This window comes from Nocardioides panaciterrulae (genome assembly GCF_013409645.1).
GTDB lineage: Bacteria > Actinomycetota > Actinomycetes > Propionibacteriales > Nocardioidaceae > Nocardioides > Nocardioides panaciterrulae.
Genome location: NZ_JACCBG010000001.1, coordinates 3022499 through 3038477, shown reverse-complemented (window position 1 = coordinate 3038477; position 15979 = coordinate 3022499). Strand labels below are relative to the sequence as shown.

Annotated in this window: 11 protein-coding genes; 8 read left to right on the top strand and 3 right to left on the bottom strand. The window is 72.3% G+C overall.

Annotated elements, in window-relative coordinates:
• Positions 1–363, bottom strand: a complete 363-nt coding sequence (locus BJZ21_RS14455) for a hypothetical protein (RefSeq protein WP_179664389.1) — start codon at positions 361–363, stop codon at positions 1–3.
• Between the two features lie 136 nt (positions 364–499).
• Between BJZ21_RS14455 and BJZ21_RS14450 the strand changes: the two genes are divergently transcribed.
• From BJZ21_RS14450 to pruA, 3 genes are all read left to right on the top strand, one after another.
• Complete coding sequence (locus BJZ21_RS14450) at positions 500–2005, top strand: WS/DGAT/MGAT family O-acyltransferase (protein ID WP_179664388.1); 1506 nt, start codon at positions 500–502, stop codon at positions 2003–2005.
• Positions 2002–2457: a DUF6912 family protein gene (locus BJZ21_RS14445; protein ID WP_343052150.1), complete on the top strand. Its 456-nt coding sequence runs from the start codon at positions 2002–2004 to the stop codon at positions 2455–2457. The genes BJZ21_RS14450 and BJZ21_RS14445 overlap by 4 nt, the downstream gene beginning before the upstream one ends.
• Positions 2458–2554: 97 nt before the next feature.
• Positions 2555–4183: an L-glutamate gamma-semialdehyde dehydrogenase gene (gene pruA, locus BJZ21_RS14440; RefSeq protein WP_179664387.1), complete on the top strand. Its 1629-nt coding sequence runs from the start codon at positions 2555–2557 to the stop codon at positions 4181–4183.
• A 229-nt stretch (positions 4184–4412) separates the two neighbouring features.
• Here the strand turns inward: pruA and BJZ21_RS14435 are convergent, their stop codons facing one another.
• Complete coding sequence (locus tag BJZ21_RS14435) at positions 4413–5486, bottom strand: oxidoreductase (protein WP_179664386.1); 1074 nt, start codon at positions 5484–5486, stop codon at positions 4413–4415.
• 169 nt (positions 5487–5655) lie between these two features.
• On the opposite strand from BJZ21_RS14435, the gene BJZ21_RS14430 reads away from it, so the two are divergent.
• Positions 5656–5811, top strand: coding sequence for a hypothetical protein (locus tag BJZ21_RS14430; RefSeq protein ID WP_179664385.1), 156 nt, complete (start codon positions 5656–5658; stop codon positions 5809–5811).
• Here BJZ21_RS14430 and BJZ21_RS14425 read toward each other — a convergent pair.
• Positions 5796–6278: a DUF2505 domain-containing protein gene (locus BJZ21_RS14425; RefSeq protein WP_179664384.1), complete on the bottom strand. Its 483-nt coding sequence runs from the start codon at positions 6276–6278 to the stop codon at positions 5796–5798. The two genes, BJZ21_RS14430 and BJZ21_RS14425, sit on opposite strands and share 16 nt — an antisense overlap.
• 76 nt (positions 6279–6354) lie before the next feature.
• On the opposite strand from BJZ21_RS14425, the gene BJZ21_RS14420 reads away from it, so the two are divergent.
• The 4 genes from BJZ21_RS14420 to BJZ21_RS14405 all read left to right on the top strand — a co-directional run bounded on the left by BJZ21_RS14420 (position 6355) and on the right by BJZ21_RS14405 (position 15938).
• Positions 6355–7158 (top strand): tryptophan 2,3-dioxygenase family protein, encoded by an 804-nt coding sequence (locus BJZ21_RS14420; protein ID WP_179664383.1) that lies wholly within the window; start codon positions 6355–6357, stop codon positions 7156–7158.
• Positions 7159–7234: 76 nt separating this feature from the next.
• Positions 7235–12121, top strand: a complete 4887-nt coding sequence (locus BJZ21_RS14415) for an NAD-glutamate dehydrogenase (RefSeq protein WP_179665712.1) — start codon at positions 7235–7237, stop codon at positions 12119–12121.
• A 140-nt stretch (positions 12122–12261) separates the two neighbouring features.
• Positions 12262–14052 (top strand): ABC transporter ATP-binding protein, encoded by a 1791-nt coding sequence (locus BJZ21_RS14410; RefSeq protein WP_179664382.1) that lies wholly within the window; start codon positions 12262–12264, stop codon positions 14050–14052.
• Positions 14049–15938 (top strand): ABC transporter transmembrane domain-containing protein, encoded by a 1890-nt coding sequence (locus tag BJZ21_RS14405; protein ID WP_179664381.1) that lies wholly within the window; start codon positions 14049–14051, stop codon positions 15936–15938. The genes BJZ21_RS14410 and BJZ21_RS14405 overlap by 4 nt, the downstream gene beginning before the upstream one ends.
• Positions 15939–15979: the final 41 nt, after the last annotated feature.

Genomic DNA, 15979 nt, shown 5'->3' with positions numbered 1-15979 from the left:
TCAGCGGACCTCGAGCTGGACGATGGTCTTGTCGAGCGCGTGCGACTCGACCTCGACGATGCCGGGCTTGTCGATCGGCTGCAGGTCCACGGTGGAGGTGCCCTTGTCGTAGGACAGCTCCTGCTCGGGGGAGGAGTGCACGTGGATCTCGCCGGGCGCGTCCGCGGTCACCTTCAGCTCGATCGGCTGGCCGACCGAGACCTGCACGCGGTCGCCGTTCGGGGTGACCGAGTCGCCGGAGAAGGTCACCTCGATCACCTTCGGCGTCGTGCTCGAGCCGGAGGAGCCCGACGAGGAGCCGCCGCAGCCGGCGAGCGCGAGGGCGAGGAACGCGGCGAAGACCAGGGCCAGGACGCGACGCATGCGTGAGGATCCTTACTTGTGGGTAGCACGTGAGGGGACGGCCCGCGGGCGCGCCGTCGCCTCTGGCAGGATCCCACGGTGAGACAGTCACCGGGCCGGCACCCCCGGGCCGGCCGGTGCGACGAAAGGGCAACAGATGAGCGAGCGGCTGCGGCCGCGGGACGTGGCCTTCCTGGCCGCCGAGTCCCCCTCGACGCCCATGCACAACGCCACCGTCGAGGTCTTCGACCCGGGTGAGTCCGGCTTCGACCACGACCGGCTGCTGCGCCTGATCGAGGAGCGGATCTCGTTCGTCCCGCGCTACCGGCAGCGGATCCGGACCGTGCCGGGCCGGCTCGCGAACCCGGTGTGGGTCGACGACGAGCACTTCGACCTCGCCTACCACGTACGCCGCTCCGCGCTGCCGCGGCCGGGCAGCCTCGACCAGCTGCGCGAGCTCGTCGCCCGCATCGTGTCCCGGCCCCTGGACCGCAGCCGCCCGCTGTGGGAGATGTACTTCGTCGAGGGCCTCGCCGACGGCCGGGTGGCGCTGCTGTCGAAGTCCCACCAGGTGCTCGTGGACGGGGTGCACACCGTCGACCTCGGCCAGGTGCTGCTCGACACCTCGCCCGAGCCCAAGGAGCTCGGCGCCGACGAGTGGCGCCCGGGCCGGCCCGCCTCGGCGCCCGCGCTGCTGCTCGAGGCGGCGCGGGACACCGCCCTGCACCCCCGCACCGCCCTGGACACGGTGCGCAGCCGGGCCGGGTCGCTGCTGCGCAGCGCCGACGCCGCGAGCCGGCGTACCTCCCGGGTCGTCGGCGGCCTCGCCGGCCACGACCCCGAGCGGGAGACCCCGATCAACGGGCCGCTGTCCCAGCAGCGGTGGGTGCTGGCGGTGCGCACCGAGCTCGCCGACCACCGGGCGGTGAGCCGGGTCCACGGCAGCACCGTCAACGACGTGGTGCTCGCCACCGTCGCCGGTGCGCTGCGCGCCTGGCTGATGTCGCGGCCGGACTCCTCGCGCGAGCTGCGCCAGATCCGCGCCCTGGCCCCGGTCTCGGTCATCGACGAGGAGCGCGAGGCCACCTCGCTCGGCAGCCAGATCGCGCCGCACTTCGTCGACCTGCCGGTCGGGGAGCCCAGCCCCGTGGTGCGGCTGCACCAGGTGTCGTACTCCTTCCTCGCCCACCGCGAGACCGGACGCGGCGTCGCCGCCAACCGGCTCGCCGGCATCGCCGGCTTCGCCCCGGCGACCTTCCACGCCATCGGCTCCCGGGTCGCCGCCGAGGAGCTGCGCCGCGGCTTCCAGCTCTGCGTCACCAACGTGCCCGGCCCGCAGTCGCCGCTCTACGCCGCCGGCGCCCGGATGGTCCGCACCTACCCGGTGCCCCCGCTGCTGCCCGGGCACGGCCTCGCGATCGGCGTCACGTCCTACGACGGCGGGGTCTACTACGGGCTGACCGCGGACCGGGCCCTGCTGCCCGACGCCGACCTGCTGGTGCCCTGCCTGCGCGAGGCGCTCGACGAGCTGGTCGACACCACCTCCGGAGCCCGCCCCCGGGCGCCGCGTGGGCGCACGCCCGGCGGCAGGTCCGCCCGGTCGGGCGGGTCGTCGAAGTCGTCGGGGTCGTCGGGGTCGTCGAAGGCGGGGGAGCGGTCGTGAGCGTGCGGATCTACCTGCCGGCCACCTCCTCGCTGCTCGCGGCACTGCAGTCCGAGGGGCGCCTGGCCGGGCCGCTGCGGGCGCACGCCGTGACCGACGCGCTGCGGGCGCAGTGGCCGGAGGGCGACGAGGAGTCCCTCGAGTACGCCGCGATGATGGCCGCCGCGGCCGACTCGCGGTCCCTGCGCGGGGTCGAGGACCGGCCCCGGCGGTACGTCGTGGCGGCCGACGTGCCCGACGTCGTACCCGTGCCGGGGGAGGACCCCACGCTCGTCGACGTGGCCGTGGACCTCGTGCTCAAGCGGGTCGCCGCGGTCCACGCCGACACCGAGGATGAGGACGCCGGGGACCAGGACGCCGGGGATCAGGCCGGGGACCAAGCAGGGGACCGGTCTGGGGAGGACGACGACCTCGCGTGGTTCGCCACCCAGGAGCTGCCGTACCTGCTCTGAGGACGCCGAGTGGGCGCTCGTCGACCTCCGCGCTGCCCTCCTCCGGTCGAACCGCGCCGACTCGGCCGCGACCCGTTCCGCTCGCTACCCTCGCTTCATGGACGCGATCACTTTCCCTCCGGCTCCGACCAACGAGCCGAACCAGACGTACGCGCCGGGCAGCCCCGAGCGGGAGGCCCTGCTCACCGAGATCGACCGGCTGCAGGCCACCCAGCACGATCTCCGGGCCCACATCGGCGGCACCTGGCGCGACGGTGGCGGCGAGGAGATCCAGGTCGTGCAGCCGCACGCCCACAGCCACGTCCTCGGCACGATGCGCAACAGCACCCAGGCCGACGCCAAGGACGCCGTCGCGGCGGCTACCGAGGCCGCGCCGGAGTGGCGCGCGATGCCGTTCGACGAGCGCTGCGCGATCCTGCTCAAGGCCGCCGACCTGCTGTCCGGCCCGTGGCGCCAGCGGCTGAACGCCGCCACGATGCTCGGCCAGTCCAAGACGGCCTTCCAGGCCGAGATCGACAGCGCCTGCGAGCTGATCGACTTCTGGCGGTTCAACGTCCACTACGCCAAGCAGATCCTCACCGACCAGCCGATCGCGAACAGCCCCGGCGTGTGGAACCGCACCGACCACCGCCCGCTGGAGGGCTTCGTCTACGCGATCACGCCGTTCAACTTCACCGCGATCGCCGGCAACCTGCCGACCGCGCCGGCGCTGATGGGCAACACGGTCCTCTGGAAGCCCTCGCCCACCCAGCAGCTCGCCGCGCACCTGACGATGCAGCTGCTCGAGGAGGCCGGGATGCCCCCGGGCGTCATCAACATGCTGCCCGGCGACGGCCTGGAGGTCTCCGAGGTCGCGCTGGCCCACCCCGACCTCGCGGGCATCCACTTCACCGGCTCCACGCCGACGTTCCAGCACCTGTGGCGCACGGTCGGGGAGAACATCAGCTCCTACCGTTCCTACCCGCGCATCGTCGGCGAGACCGGCGGCAAGGACTTCGTCGTCGCCCACCCCTCGGCCGACCCCGACGTGCTGGTCACCGCGCTGATCCGCGGCGCCTTCGAGTTCCAGGGGCAGAAGTGCTCGGCCGCGTCGCGGGCCTACGTCGCCCGCTCGGTGTGGGACAAGGTCAAGGACCGGCTCGTGGCGGAGACCGAGGCGATCTCCGTCGGCGACGTCCGCGACCTGTCCCACTTCATGGGCGCCGTGATCGACCGGCGCGCGTTCGCCAAGCACGAGGCCGCGATCACCCGGGCCAAGGAGTCCTCCAGCCTCGACGTGATCGCCGGCGGCACCGTGGACGACTCCGAGGGCTTCTTCGTGCGGCCCACGATCGTCGAGACCGGCGACCCGACCGACGAGATGTTCGCCACCGAGTACTTCGGCCCGATCCTCGCCGTGCACGTCTACGACGACGCCGACTTCGAGAAGGTCGTCGCGCAGATGGAGTCGTTCGCGCCGTACGCGCTGACCGGCGCGATCCTCGCGCAGGACCGCCGGGTGATCGCCTGGGCCCAGGAGCAGCTGCGGTTCGCGGCCGGCAACTTCTACATCAACGACAAGCCCACCGGTGCGGTCGTCGGCCAGCAGCCCTTCGGTGGCGCCCGCGCCTCCGGCACCAACGACAAGGCCGGCGCGGCGGTCAACCTGCTGCGCTGGAGCAGCCCGCGCTCGATCAAGGAGACGTTCGTCCCGCCGACGGACTACCGCTACCCCTACATGGGGTGAGCCCTACCTGGGGTGACTGAGCGCCCCGACGGCCCCACCGGTCTGCCGGTGGGGCCGTCGTCGTCGTGGCGGCTGCAGGAATCCCCGGCCAGCCGGGGATTCCCTCGGTTGGGGGGCGTTGCAACGCCCCCCAACCGAGGGAACGGGCCCTCCGGCGGGGCGGGTGGGGCGGGTGCGACACCGCGCCGAGGGCGCAACTCGCGGCGACCCCGGCCGGCCTCGACCCGGGTCAGTCCTCGAGGAACGGGTAGTCGGTGTAGCCCTCGGCCCCGCCGCCGTAGAAGGTGTCGGGGTTCGGCTCGTTCAGCTCGGCGCCGGTCTCCCAGCGACGCGGCAGGTCGGGGTTGGCGAGGAACAGCCGGCCGACGGCGACCGCGTCGGCGAGGTCGTCGTCGAGGATCGCCTGGGCCTTCTCCCGGGTGGTGATCTCGCCGAAGCCGTCGTTGAGGATCACCACGCCGCCGAAGTCCTTGCGCAGCCGCTGGGTCAGGTCGGCCCGCGGGTCGGCGAGGATCGAGAGGTACGCCAGGCCGAGGGGCGCGAGGCCCGCGATCAGCGTGGAGTACGTCGCCTCGACGTCGGCGGGGTCGTCCTCGGTGGCGCCCTGGATGTTGTGCGCCGGGGAGATGCGGATGCCGACCCGCTCCGGGCCGATCGCCTCGGCCACCGCCCGGGTGACCTCCAGGGTGAGCCGCGCGCGGTTGTCCGGCGACCCGCCGTACTCGTCCTCGCGGTGGTTGGACCCCGGCGCGAGGAACTGGTGCAGCAGGTAGCCGTTCGCGGCGTGCACCTCGACGCCGTCGAGGCCGGCCTCCACCGCGTTGCGCGCGGCACTCACGAACTCCGCCACGACCGCGGGCAGCTCGTCGGCCGCCAGGGCGCGGGGGACCGGGTGCGGCTTCATGCCGTCGGCGGTGAACATCTGGTTCGGGGCGGCCAGCGGGCTCGGCGCGACCGTCTCGAGGCCGTGCTTGTTGTCGGGGTGCGCCACCCGCCCGGCGTGCATGAGCTGGGCCACGATGCGCCCGCCCTTGGCGTGCACGGCGTCGGCGACCCGGCGCCAGCCGGCCACCTGCTCGGGGCTGTGCAGGCCGGGGGTGTTCAGGTAGCCCTGCCCCACGGCGCTGGGCTGGGTGCCCTCGGTGATGATCAGGCCGGCCCCGGCGCGCTGGGAGTAGTACTCCACGGCCAGGTCGCCCGGCACCCCGTCACCGTCGGCGCGGTTGCGGGTCAGCGGCGCCATCACCAGCCGGTGGGGCAGCTCCCAGGACTTCACGGTCAGGCTGTCGAACAGATCGGGCACGATCTCGCACTCCTCGTCCAATGGTCGTCCAGTGAAAGTTGAACATTGGACAAAATGCCCGCGGGGGCCCGGATCAATCCCGATCCGGCGGTGAGGAGCCTCACCCGTCGGACGGGAAGAGGACGGGCCCCGCCGGCAGCACGGCAGGAACCGGCCGGAGAATGGGCCGATGACGACGCCGGTCCCGCCGCTGCACCTGGGCGGCCTGCACCCCTACGAGCAGGGGCTCACGCTGCTGCTCGCCTTCGGTCCGTTCCTGCTGCTCGCGGTCGTGGTGGTGCTGCGCCGGCGCCAGGACCGCCGCGAGGATCAGCGCGACAGGTAGTCGCGGCCCACCTTGTTCTCGGCCTTGAGCGCCTTGAGCAGCATGTCGGCGACCAGGCCCTCGATCTTGGCCCCGACCAGCGGGATGCCGACCCGGATGTCGAAGCGCACCTCGTGGGTGGTGGCGCCGGCGGCCTCGACCAGCGTGCCGGTGCCCTTCATCTCGCCCGGCTTGCCGGGGATCACCACGTGGATGTCGGCGCCGTCCATGGAGGTCCAGGTCTCGCGCTGGACGATGTTGATCTCGTCGCCGACGATCTTCGTGGCGAACGACGGGAGCCCACGAGCCTCCTGCACCTGGTCGACCACGACCTCCATCCCGCTGCCGGTGCGCTCGATGGTCACCGAGCGACGCAGCACCCGCTGGTAGTCGCACACCTCCTCGCGGAAGGCGGGGTCGGCCAGCATCGCGGCGACGGCGTCCGCGGGGGCGTCGTAGGTGAGGTCGTGCGCGAGCTTCTTGGTCATCGGGTTGCCTTCCCTTCGTCCGGCACATCATGGCCCACCCGCACCTGCGCCGAAACGTGCCCTAGCCTCCAGCCTCATGAGTGAAACGTTCGTCTCCTTCGGTGAGCAGGGTGCCCAGCTGACCTACGGCAGCTACCTGCGGCTGCCCCAGCTCCTGGACTCCCAGCACCTGGAGTCCGACCCGCCGGCCCACGACGAGCTGCTCTTCATCACGATCCACCAGGTCTACGAGCTGTGGTTCAAGCAGCTGCTGCACGAGGTCGAGGCGGCCCGCGACGCGATGGCCGGCGGCCTCGAGGGCGGCCGGCTGTGGTGGGCCCAGCACCTGCTGGGCCGGGTGCACGTCATCGAGCGGGTGCTGGTCCAGCAGGTCGACGTGCTGGAGACGATGACCCCGCAGGACTTCCTGGAGTTCCGGCAGCGGCTGGCCCCGGCCAGCGGCTTCCAGTCCGTGCAGTTCCGGGAGCTGGAGTTCCTGTCCGGCGCGAAGGACCCGTCGTACGTCCGGCGGTTCAAGGGCCTCACCGAGGCCGAGCAGGACCGGCTCGCCGGCCGCCTCGCCGAGCCGACGCTGTGGGACGCGTTCCTCGACGTGCTGCGCTCCTTCGGGCTGCCCGCCGGCAGCGACGAGGAGGTCTCGGCGTCGTTGCGCACCGCCGCCCACGACCGCACCCAGTACGCCGTGGTCTGGGCGCTCGCCGAGGCGCTGCTGCAGCACGACGAGCTGGCCGCCGGCTGGCGGGCCCGCCACGTGGTGATGGTCGAGCGGATGATCGGCGCCAAGTCCGGGACCGGCGGCTCGAGCGGCGCGGGCTACCTGCGCTCGCGGCTGCCGCTGCAGTACTACCCGCTGCTGTGGGAGCTGCGCTCGGAGCTGTGATCCGGCCCGCGAGACACCCTGTCATGGGGCCGTGTTGGCGGCGTCACATCCGGGGTCCTAGGGTCGGAACGTGTCAATGACGACGCTGGACCAGGACAAGGCTGAGCTGATCAAGAAGGCCATCGAGGTGGCCGTCTCCCGGAGAGGGACCGGCGGACCGCCGCACGAGCAGGCCGACACCCTGCTGCGGGCCTACTACCGCCACGTCGCCCCCGAGGACGTCTGCGACCGCAGCGAGGTCGACGTGTACGGCGCGCTCGCGTCGCACTGGAAGCTCGGCCTGGCCCGGCCGCAGGGCACCGCCCAGGTCCGGGTGTTCACCCCGACGCTCGCCGAGCACGGCTGGTCGGCCAGCGGCCACTCGGTCGTGGAGGTCGCGGTCGACGACATGCCGTTCCTCGTCGACTCGCTGACCATGGAGCTCTCCCGGCAGCTGCGCGACGTGCACGTGGTGATCCACCCGCTGCTCGACGTCGAGCGCGACATCACCGGGGCGCTGCAGCGGGTGCGGCCGGTCGAGGACGGCTCGCTGGAGCCGCCGGCCGGCTTCGTCCGCGAGTCGTGGATGCACGTGGAGATCGACCGGATCCGCGAGGACGACGACACCACCGCGATCGAGGACGACATCCAGCGGGTGCTCCGCGACGTCCGCGAGTCGGTCGAGGACTGGGACAAGATGCACGCCCAGGTGGACGCGATCGTGGCCGACCTGCAGTCCGACCCGCCGCCGCTGGACCCCGAGGAGCTCCGGCAGGGCCGCGAGCTCCTCGAGTGGCTCGCCGACGAGCACTTCACCTTCCTCGGCTACCGCGAGTACCGGCTCGAGCGCAAGGGCGACGACGAGCTGCTGCGCGCGGTCCCCGGCACCGGCCTGGGCATCCTGCGCGCCGACCAGGACATGTCGGCCTCCTTCGGCAAGCTGCCGGCGATGGTCAAGGCCAAGGCCCGCGAGAAGACCCTGCTGGTGCTGGCCAAGGCCAACTCCCGCTCCACGGTCCACCGCCCGGCGTACCTCGACTACGTCGGCGTGAAGACCTTCGAGAACGGCGAGGTGGTCGGCGAGCGCCGCTTCCTCGGCCTCTACTCCAGCGCCGCCTACACCGAGTCGCTGACCCGGATCCCGCTGCTGGCGGAGAAGGCGGCCGCGGTGCTCAAGCGGCTCGGCTTCGACCTGCGCAGCCACGCGGGCAAGGCGCTGATGGACACCCTGGAGACCTACCCCCGCGACGAGCTCTTCCACACCACCGTCGACGAGCTCGCGCCGATGGCCGAGGCGGCCATGCACGCCCGGGAGCGGCGGCAGCTGCGGATGTTCATCCGTCGCGACACCTACGGCCGCTACGTCTCGGTGCTGGTCTACCTGCCGCGCGACCGCTACAACACCAGCGTCCGGGAGAGGTTCTCCCAGATCCTCAAGGACCGGCTCGGCGGTGAGTCGGTCGAGTTCAACGTGATGCTCGGCGCCTCGACCACCGCGCGCGTCCACTTCGTCGTGCACCCGCCGAAGGGCGGCACGGTGCTGGAGGTCGAGGACACCGACGACCTCGAGCGCCGGCTCACCGACGCGTCCCGCTCGTGGCGCGACGACTTCGTCCAGGCGGTGATCGCGGAGTACGGCGAGGAGGTCGGCGCGACCCTGGGCCGGCGCTACCTGGACTGCTTCCCCGAGGCCTACAAGGAGGACTTCGACGCGCGCACCGCCGCGGTCGACCTCGGGCGGCTCGAGGCCCTGCAGGGCGAGGAGGGGATCGACCTCTCGCTCTACGAGCAGATGGACGCCGGCCGCGGCGAGGCCCGGCTGAAGGTCTACCGGATCGGCTCGCCGCTGTCGCTGTCCCAGATCCTGCCGATGCTCAGCTCGATGGGCGTCGAGGTCGTGGACGAGCGGCCCTACGAGCTCGAGGGGCTGGCCCGCCCGACCTACGTCTACGAGTTCGGCCTGCGCTACGGCACCGCGCTGCCGGCCCACGCCCGGGAGCTGTTCCAGGACGCGCTGCGCGCGGTGTGGGACGGCTTCAACGAGATCGACGGCTTCAACGCGCTGGTGCTGGCCGCCGGGCTGACCTGGCGGCAGGCCACCGTGCTGCGGGCCTACGCCAAGTACATGCGGCAGGGGAACTCGCCGTTCGCGCTGGACTACATCGAGGGCGCGCTGCGGGGCAACGTCGACATCACCCGGCTGCTGGTGCAGCTGTTCGAGGCCCGCTTCCAGCCCGGCAACAACGGGCTCGGCGCCCGGTCCGAGGCACGGCTGGCGCGCATCGAGGCCCTCGAGGAGCGGATCGGGCGGGCGCTGGGCGACGTCGCCAGCCTCGACCACGACCGGATCCTGCGGTCCTACCTGACCCACATCAAGGCGACGCTGCGCACCAACTACTTCCTGCCGCTGGAGGACCACGACGGCGGCGGCCCGCGGACCTACATGTCCTTCAAGCTCGAGCCCTCGGCGATCCCGGACCTGCCCGAGCCGCGGCCCCGCTTCGAGATCTTCGTCTACTCGCCGCGGGTCGAGGGCGTGCACCTGCGCTTCGGCGCGGTGGCGCGCGGGGGACTGCGCTGGTCGGACCGCCGCGACGACTTCCGCACCGAGGTGCTCGGCCTGGTCAAGGCCCAGATGGTGAAGAACACCGTGATCGTGCCGGTCGGCGCCAAGGGCGGCTTCTTCTGCAAGCAGCTGCCGCCCGCCTCCGACCGGGACGCCTGGCTGGCCGAGGGCATCGCCTGCTACCGCACCTTCATCTGCGGGCTGCTCGACATCACCGACAACCTCGTCGACGGCGAGACCGTGCCGCCGCGCCACGTGGTGCGCCACGACGGGGACGACTCCTACCTGGTGGTGGCCGCGGACAAGGGCACCGCGACGTTCTCCGACATCGCCAACAAGGTGGCGCAGGACTACGGCTTCTGGCTCGGCGACGCGTTCGCCTCCGGCGGCTCGGTCGGCTACGACCACAAGGCGATGGGCATCACCGCCAAGGGCGCCTGGGTCTCGGTGCAGCGGCACTTCCGCGAGCGCGGCATCGACTGCCAGGCCGAGGACTTCACCGCGGTCGGCATCGGCGACATGTCCGGCGACGTGTTCGGCAACGGGATGCTCTGCTCCGAGCACACCCGCCTGGTGGCCGCCTTCGACCACCGCGACATCTTCGTCGACCCCAGCCCGGACGCGGCCACGTCGTACGCCGAGCGCCGCCGGCTCTTCGACCTGCCCCGGTCGAGCTGGCAGGACTACGACCGGTCCCTGATCTCGGCCGGCGGCGGGATCTGGCCGCGCTCGCTGAAGTCGATCCCGGTCGGCCCGGAGATGCGCGAGGCGCTCGGCCTCGCCGCCGAGGTCACCGCGATGACGCCCGCGGAGCTGATGAAGGCGATCCTCCAGGCGCCGGTCGACCTGCTCTGGAACGGCGGCATCGGCACCTACGTCAAGGCCGCCGACGAGACCCACGCCGACGCCGGCGACAAGTCCAACGACCCGATCCGCGTGAACGGCCGGGACCTGCGGGTGAAGTGCGTCGGCGAGGGCGGCAACCTCGGCTTCACCCAGCTCGGCCGGATCGAGTACGCCCAGCTCGGTGCCGACGGGCGCGGCGGCCGGATGAACACCGACTTCATCGACAACTCCGCGGGCGTGGACACCTCCGACCACGAGGTGAACATCAAGATCCTGCTCGACCGGGTGGTCAAGGACGGCGACCTGACCGAGAAGCAGCGCAACGCGCTGCTCGCGGAGATGACCGACGAGGTCGGCGAGCTGGTGCTGCGCGACAACTACGAGCAGAACCTGGCGCTGGCCAACGCCGCGGCCCACGCGCCGTCGCTGCTGCACGTCCACGAGGACTGGATGCGCCGGCTGGAGCGCAAGGGGGTGCTCAACCGCGAGCTCGAGGGGCTGCCCAGCACCCGGCAGGTCAAGCGCCGCCTCGAGCGCGGCGAGGGCCTGACGACGCCGGAGCTGTCGGTGCTGCTGTCGTGGACCAAGATCGTGCTGGCCGACGAGCTGCTCTCGACCGACCTGCCGGCCGACGCCTACCTCGACGTCGACCTGCGGGCCTACTTCCCCTCGGGGATGCGCGAGCGCTTCGAGCCGCAGATCCACCAGCACCAGCTGCGCCGGGAGATCATCGTGACCCAGGTGGTCAACGACCTCGTCAACGGCGCCGGCATGACCTTCTGGCCGCGGCTCGAGGGCGAGACCGGGGCCACGGCGGCCGAGCTGACCCGGGCGAACTTCGTGGCCCGGGAGATCTTCGGCTCGCTGCCGCTGCGCGAGGAGCTCAACACCTACGACAACGTGCTCGACGCCGCGGTGCAGACCCGGATGCGGCTGGAGATGCGCACCCTGGTCGAGCGGGCGTCCCGGTGGCTGGTGACCAACCGCCGACCCCCGCTGGACAGCCAGGCGGCCGTGGAGTTCTTCTCCGGGCGCGTGCAGGCGGTGATGGAGCAGCTGCCCGAGCTGGCGACCGGACGCGAGCTCGCCGCGCTCCAGAGCCGCCGGGACGCGCTGGTCGCCCAGGGGGTGCCCGAGCCGCTCGCGACCCGGGTCGCGGTGCTGCCGCCGGCGTACGTGCTGCTCGGCCTGGTGGAGATCGCCGAGCGGGAGGGCATCGACCCGGCCGAGGTCGCGCGGGTGCACTTCGCGCTCGGCGAGCGGCTCGGCCTGTCGGCGCTGACCCAGCGGATCCTGGCGCTGCCCCGCGAGGATCGGTGGCAGACGATGGCCCGCGCCGCGCTGCGCGACGACCTGAACGCCGTGCACGCCCAGCTGACCGCACAGGTGCTGCGCACGACCTCCTCCGAGGAGTCCGCCCCCGCCCGGATCGCGGCGTGGGAGGACCAGGACAGCGTGGTCGTGCCGCGGGCGGCCGGGACGCTCGAGGAGATCTGCGTCGACGAGGCGGCCGACCTGGCGCGGCTCTCGGTCGGGCTGCGGGTGGTGCGGGGGCTGCTGGCCACCGGCTGAGCCCCGGGGGCGGCTCCGGCATCCCCCGCACGCCGTGCGGCGACCCGCTGTTCATCGGGGTGGACCTGTGACCCCGGCGACGGCCGGGCACCGATAATCGGTTTCCCGAATGTCGGTGCGTCCGCCTAGGATGGATGACGATGTCAACCATCTCTCGCACGGACCCGCCCGCCGGGGTCCACTCGCTGTGGCGCCTGCGCGGCTACCTCCGCCCCCACGCGCTGTCCCTGACCGTGATGGCCGCCGCCTCCGTCGCGGGGGTCGGGTTGACCATCGCGATCCCGCTGGTGACCAAGGCGCTGATCGACGGCCCGATCACCGACCGGGAGATCGGGCCGGTGCTGCCGCTGGGGCTGCTCGCGCTCGGCCTGGGCATCCTCGAGGCGGTGCTGATCTTCATCCGCCGCTGGGTCCAGTCCAACGCGGTGCTCGGCCTCGAGACCGCCATGCGCCACGACCTCTACGAGCGGCTGCAGCAGCTGCCGATGAGCTTCCACACCAAGTGGCAGTCCGGCCAGCTGCTCTCCCGGGCGACCACCGACCTGTCCGCGATCCGGCGGTTCAGCGGCTTCGGGCTGCTGTTCCTGGTCATCAACATCCTCCAGGTCACGGTCGTCACCGGCGTGCTGCTGCACATGTACTGGCCGCTCGGGCTGGTGGTGGCCGCCACCGCCGCCCCGATCGTGTGGCTCTCGATGCGCTTCGAGAAGGCCTACGTCGTGGTCTCGCGGCGGGTCCAGGACGAGCAGGGCGACCTGGCGACCCGGGCCGAGGAGGGCGCGGTCGGCATCCGCGTGATCAAGTCCTTCGGCCGCAGCGCGCACGTCTCCGAGCAGTACGACGCGGCCGCCCGGCAGCTGCACGCGACCAGCATGGACAAGGTCCGGCTCTCCGCGCGGTTCTGGACGTTCCTCGAGGTGATCCCCAACCTGGCCGTGGTCGTGGTGCTGCTGCTCGGCGCGATCGGCGTCGGCCACGGCCGGCTCACCCCCGGCGAGCTGGTCGCGTTCATCACGCTGATGCTCTCGCTGGTCTGGCCGGTCTCCTCCCTCGGCGTGATCCTGGCGATGGCCCAGGAGGCGATGACCTCGGCGGCCCGGATCCTGGAGATCTTCGACACCGAGCCCGACATCGTCTCCGGCACCACCGAGGTGGCCGAGCCGCGCGGGCACCTGCGCTTCGAGCACGTCGACTTCGCCTTCCCCGACGCCCCCGACGAGCCGGTGCTGCGCGACGTCAACCTCGACCTCGCGCCGGGCGAGACGGTCGCGCTGGTGGGCGCGACCGGGTCCGGCAAGACCATCCTCACCGGCCTGGTGCCGCGGCTCTACGACGTCACCGGCGGCCGGATCACGATCGACGGCGTCGACGTGCGCGACCTGCCGCTGCCGCACCTGCGGCAGCTGGTGGCCACCGCCTTCGAGGAGCCCACGCTGTTCTCGATGAGCGCCCGGGAGAACCTCACCCTCGGCCGCGCCGACGCGGGCGAGGACGAGATCGCCTCGGCCCTCGACGTCGCCCAGGCCGGTTTCGTGCACGACCTGCCCTGGGGCCTGGACACCCGGGTCGGGGAGCAGGGCATGGCCCTCTCCGGCGGCCAGCGCCAGCGGCTGGCGCTCGCCCGCGCGGTGCTGGCCCGGCCCCGGGTGCTCGTGCTCGACGACACGCTCTCGGCGCTCGACGTGCACACCGAGCGGCTGGTCGAGGAGGCGCTGCGCCGGGTGCTCGCTGACACGACCGGGCTCGTGGTCGCCCACCGCGCCTCGACCGTGCTGCTGGCCGACCGGGTGGCGCTGCTGCAGGACGGCACGATCACCCACGTCGGTGACCACCGGGTGTTGCTGGAGACCGTCCCGGAGTACCGCGAGCTGCTCTCGGCCGAGAGCCTTGACCCCGAGCTCGAGCTGGACCCCGAGGCGGTGGAGGCGTGAGCACGACGACCGGGACGACCCAGCCGTCCACCCCGCCGCCCGGCCAGCCGGCCACCCAGCCGGTCGAGGAGCAGGAGTGGCGCGGCGTCGCCGCCGACGACCTCGGCGAGGAGCTCACCCACGCCACGTCGGTGCGGCTGGCCGACCGGTCCCGCCGGCTGCTGCGGTCGCTGCTCGCGCCGTACGGCCGGGCCCTGAAGCTGCTGCTGCTCGTCGTGGTCGTGGAGAACGTCGCGCGGCTGTCGATCCCCTACCTGGTCAAGGAGGGCATCGACCGCGGCATCCCGCCGATCCGGGCCACCGGCGACACCGGCCCGCTGCTGTGGATCGTCGGGCTGGTGCTGGTCGCGACGCTGACCCAGGCGATCGCCCGCAACCGCTTCCTGGTCAGCTCGGGGAAGATCGGGCAGGACATCCTGTTCGAGATCCGGCGCCGGATCTTCCGGCACTTCCAGGCGTTGAGCCCGGCCTTCCACGACCGCTACACCTCGGGCCGGGTGATCTCGCGGCAGACCTCCGACGTGGACGCGATCTACGAGATGCTCGAGACCGGCTTCGACGGCTTGGTGACCGCGGCGCTGACGCTGGTCGGCACCGCGATCCTGCTGCTGGTCCTCGACGTCAAGCTCGGCCTGGTCGCGCTGCTGTGCGGGCCGCTGCTGGCCTGGCTGACCAACTGGTTCCGCCGGTCCTCGGCGAAGAGCTACCGGGTCACCCGCGAGAAGGTCGCGCTGGTGATCGTGCACTTCGTGGAGTCGATGGGCGGCATCCGCGCGGTCCAGGCGTTCCGCCGCGAGCCGCGCAACCAGGAGATCTTCGACGACGTCAACGACCAGTACCGCCGGGCCAACCTGCACGCGTTCCGGCTGGTCGCCTGGTTCATGCCCGGCATCAAGCTGATCGGCAACGTGACCATCGGCGTGGTGCTGCTCTACGGCGCCTACCGGGCCTACCACGGCGACGTCACGGTCGGGGTGCTGGCGGCGTTCCTGCTCTACCTGCGCCAGTTCTTCGAGCCGATGATGGAGATCTCGCAGTTCTACAACACCTTCCAGTCCGCCTCGGCGGCCCTGGAGAAGCTCAGCGGGGTGCTCGAGGAGGAGCCGTCGGTGCCCGAGCCGGCGCAGCCGGTGCCGCTGTCCGCGCCGGCCGGCGAGCTGCGCTTCGAGCACGTCCGGTTCGCCTACGTCGACGACGCACCGGTGCTGCCCGACCTCGAGCTGACCATCCCCGCCGGCCAGACCGTCGCCCTGGTCGGCACCACCGGCGCCGGCAAGACCACGCTGGCGAAGCTGGCCACCCGCTTCTACGACCCGGTCGACGGCCGGGTCCTGCTCGACGGCGTGGACCTGCGCGAGCTGTCCTCGCAGTCGCTGCGCGAGGCCGTGGTGATGGTGACCCAGGAGAACTACCTCTTCTCCGGCACGGTCGCCGACAACATCCGCTTCGGCCGGCCGGAGGCGACCCGCGAGGAGGTCGAGGCCGCCGCCCGGGCGCTGGGCGCCCACGCGTTCATCAGCGCGCTCCCGCAGGGCTACGACACCGACGTCGCGAACCGGGGCGGCCGGCTCAGCGCGGGCCAGCGCCAGCTGGTCGCGTTCGCACGCGCGTTCCTCGCCGACCCCGCCGTACTCATCCTCGACGAGGCGACCTCGTCGCTCGACGTGCCCTCCGAGCGGATGGTCCAGCACGCGCTGCGCACCGTGCTCGCCGGCCGCACGGCCGTGATCATCGCCCACCGGCTCTCCACCGTGGAGATCGCCGACCGGGTGCTGGTGATGGAGCACGGGCGGATCGTGGAGGACGGCAGCCCGGCCCAGCTGATCGCCGGCGGCGAGGGGCGTTTCTCCGACCTGCACCAGGCCTGGGTCGACTCGCTGGCCTGAGTCCAGGCCGGCCCGTCCACCTGAGCCGTCGTTCTGGTACA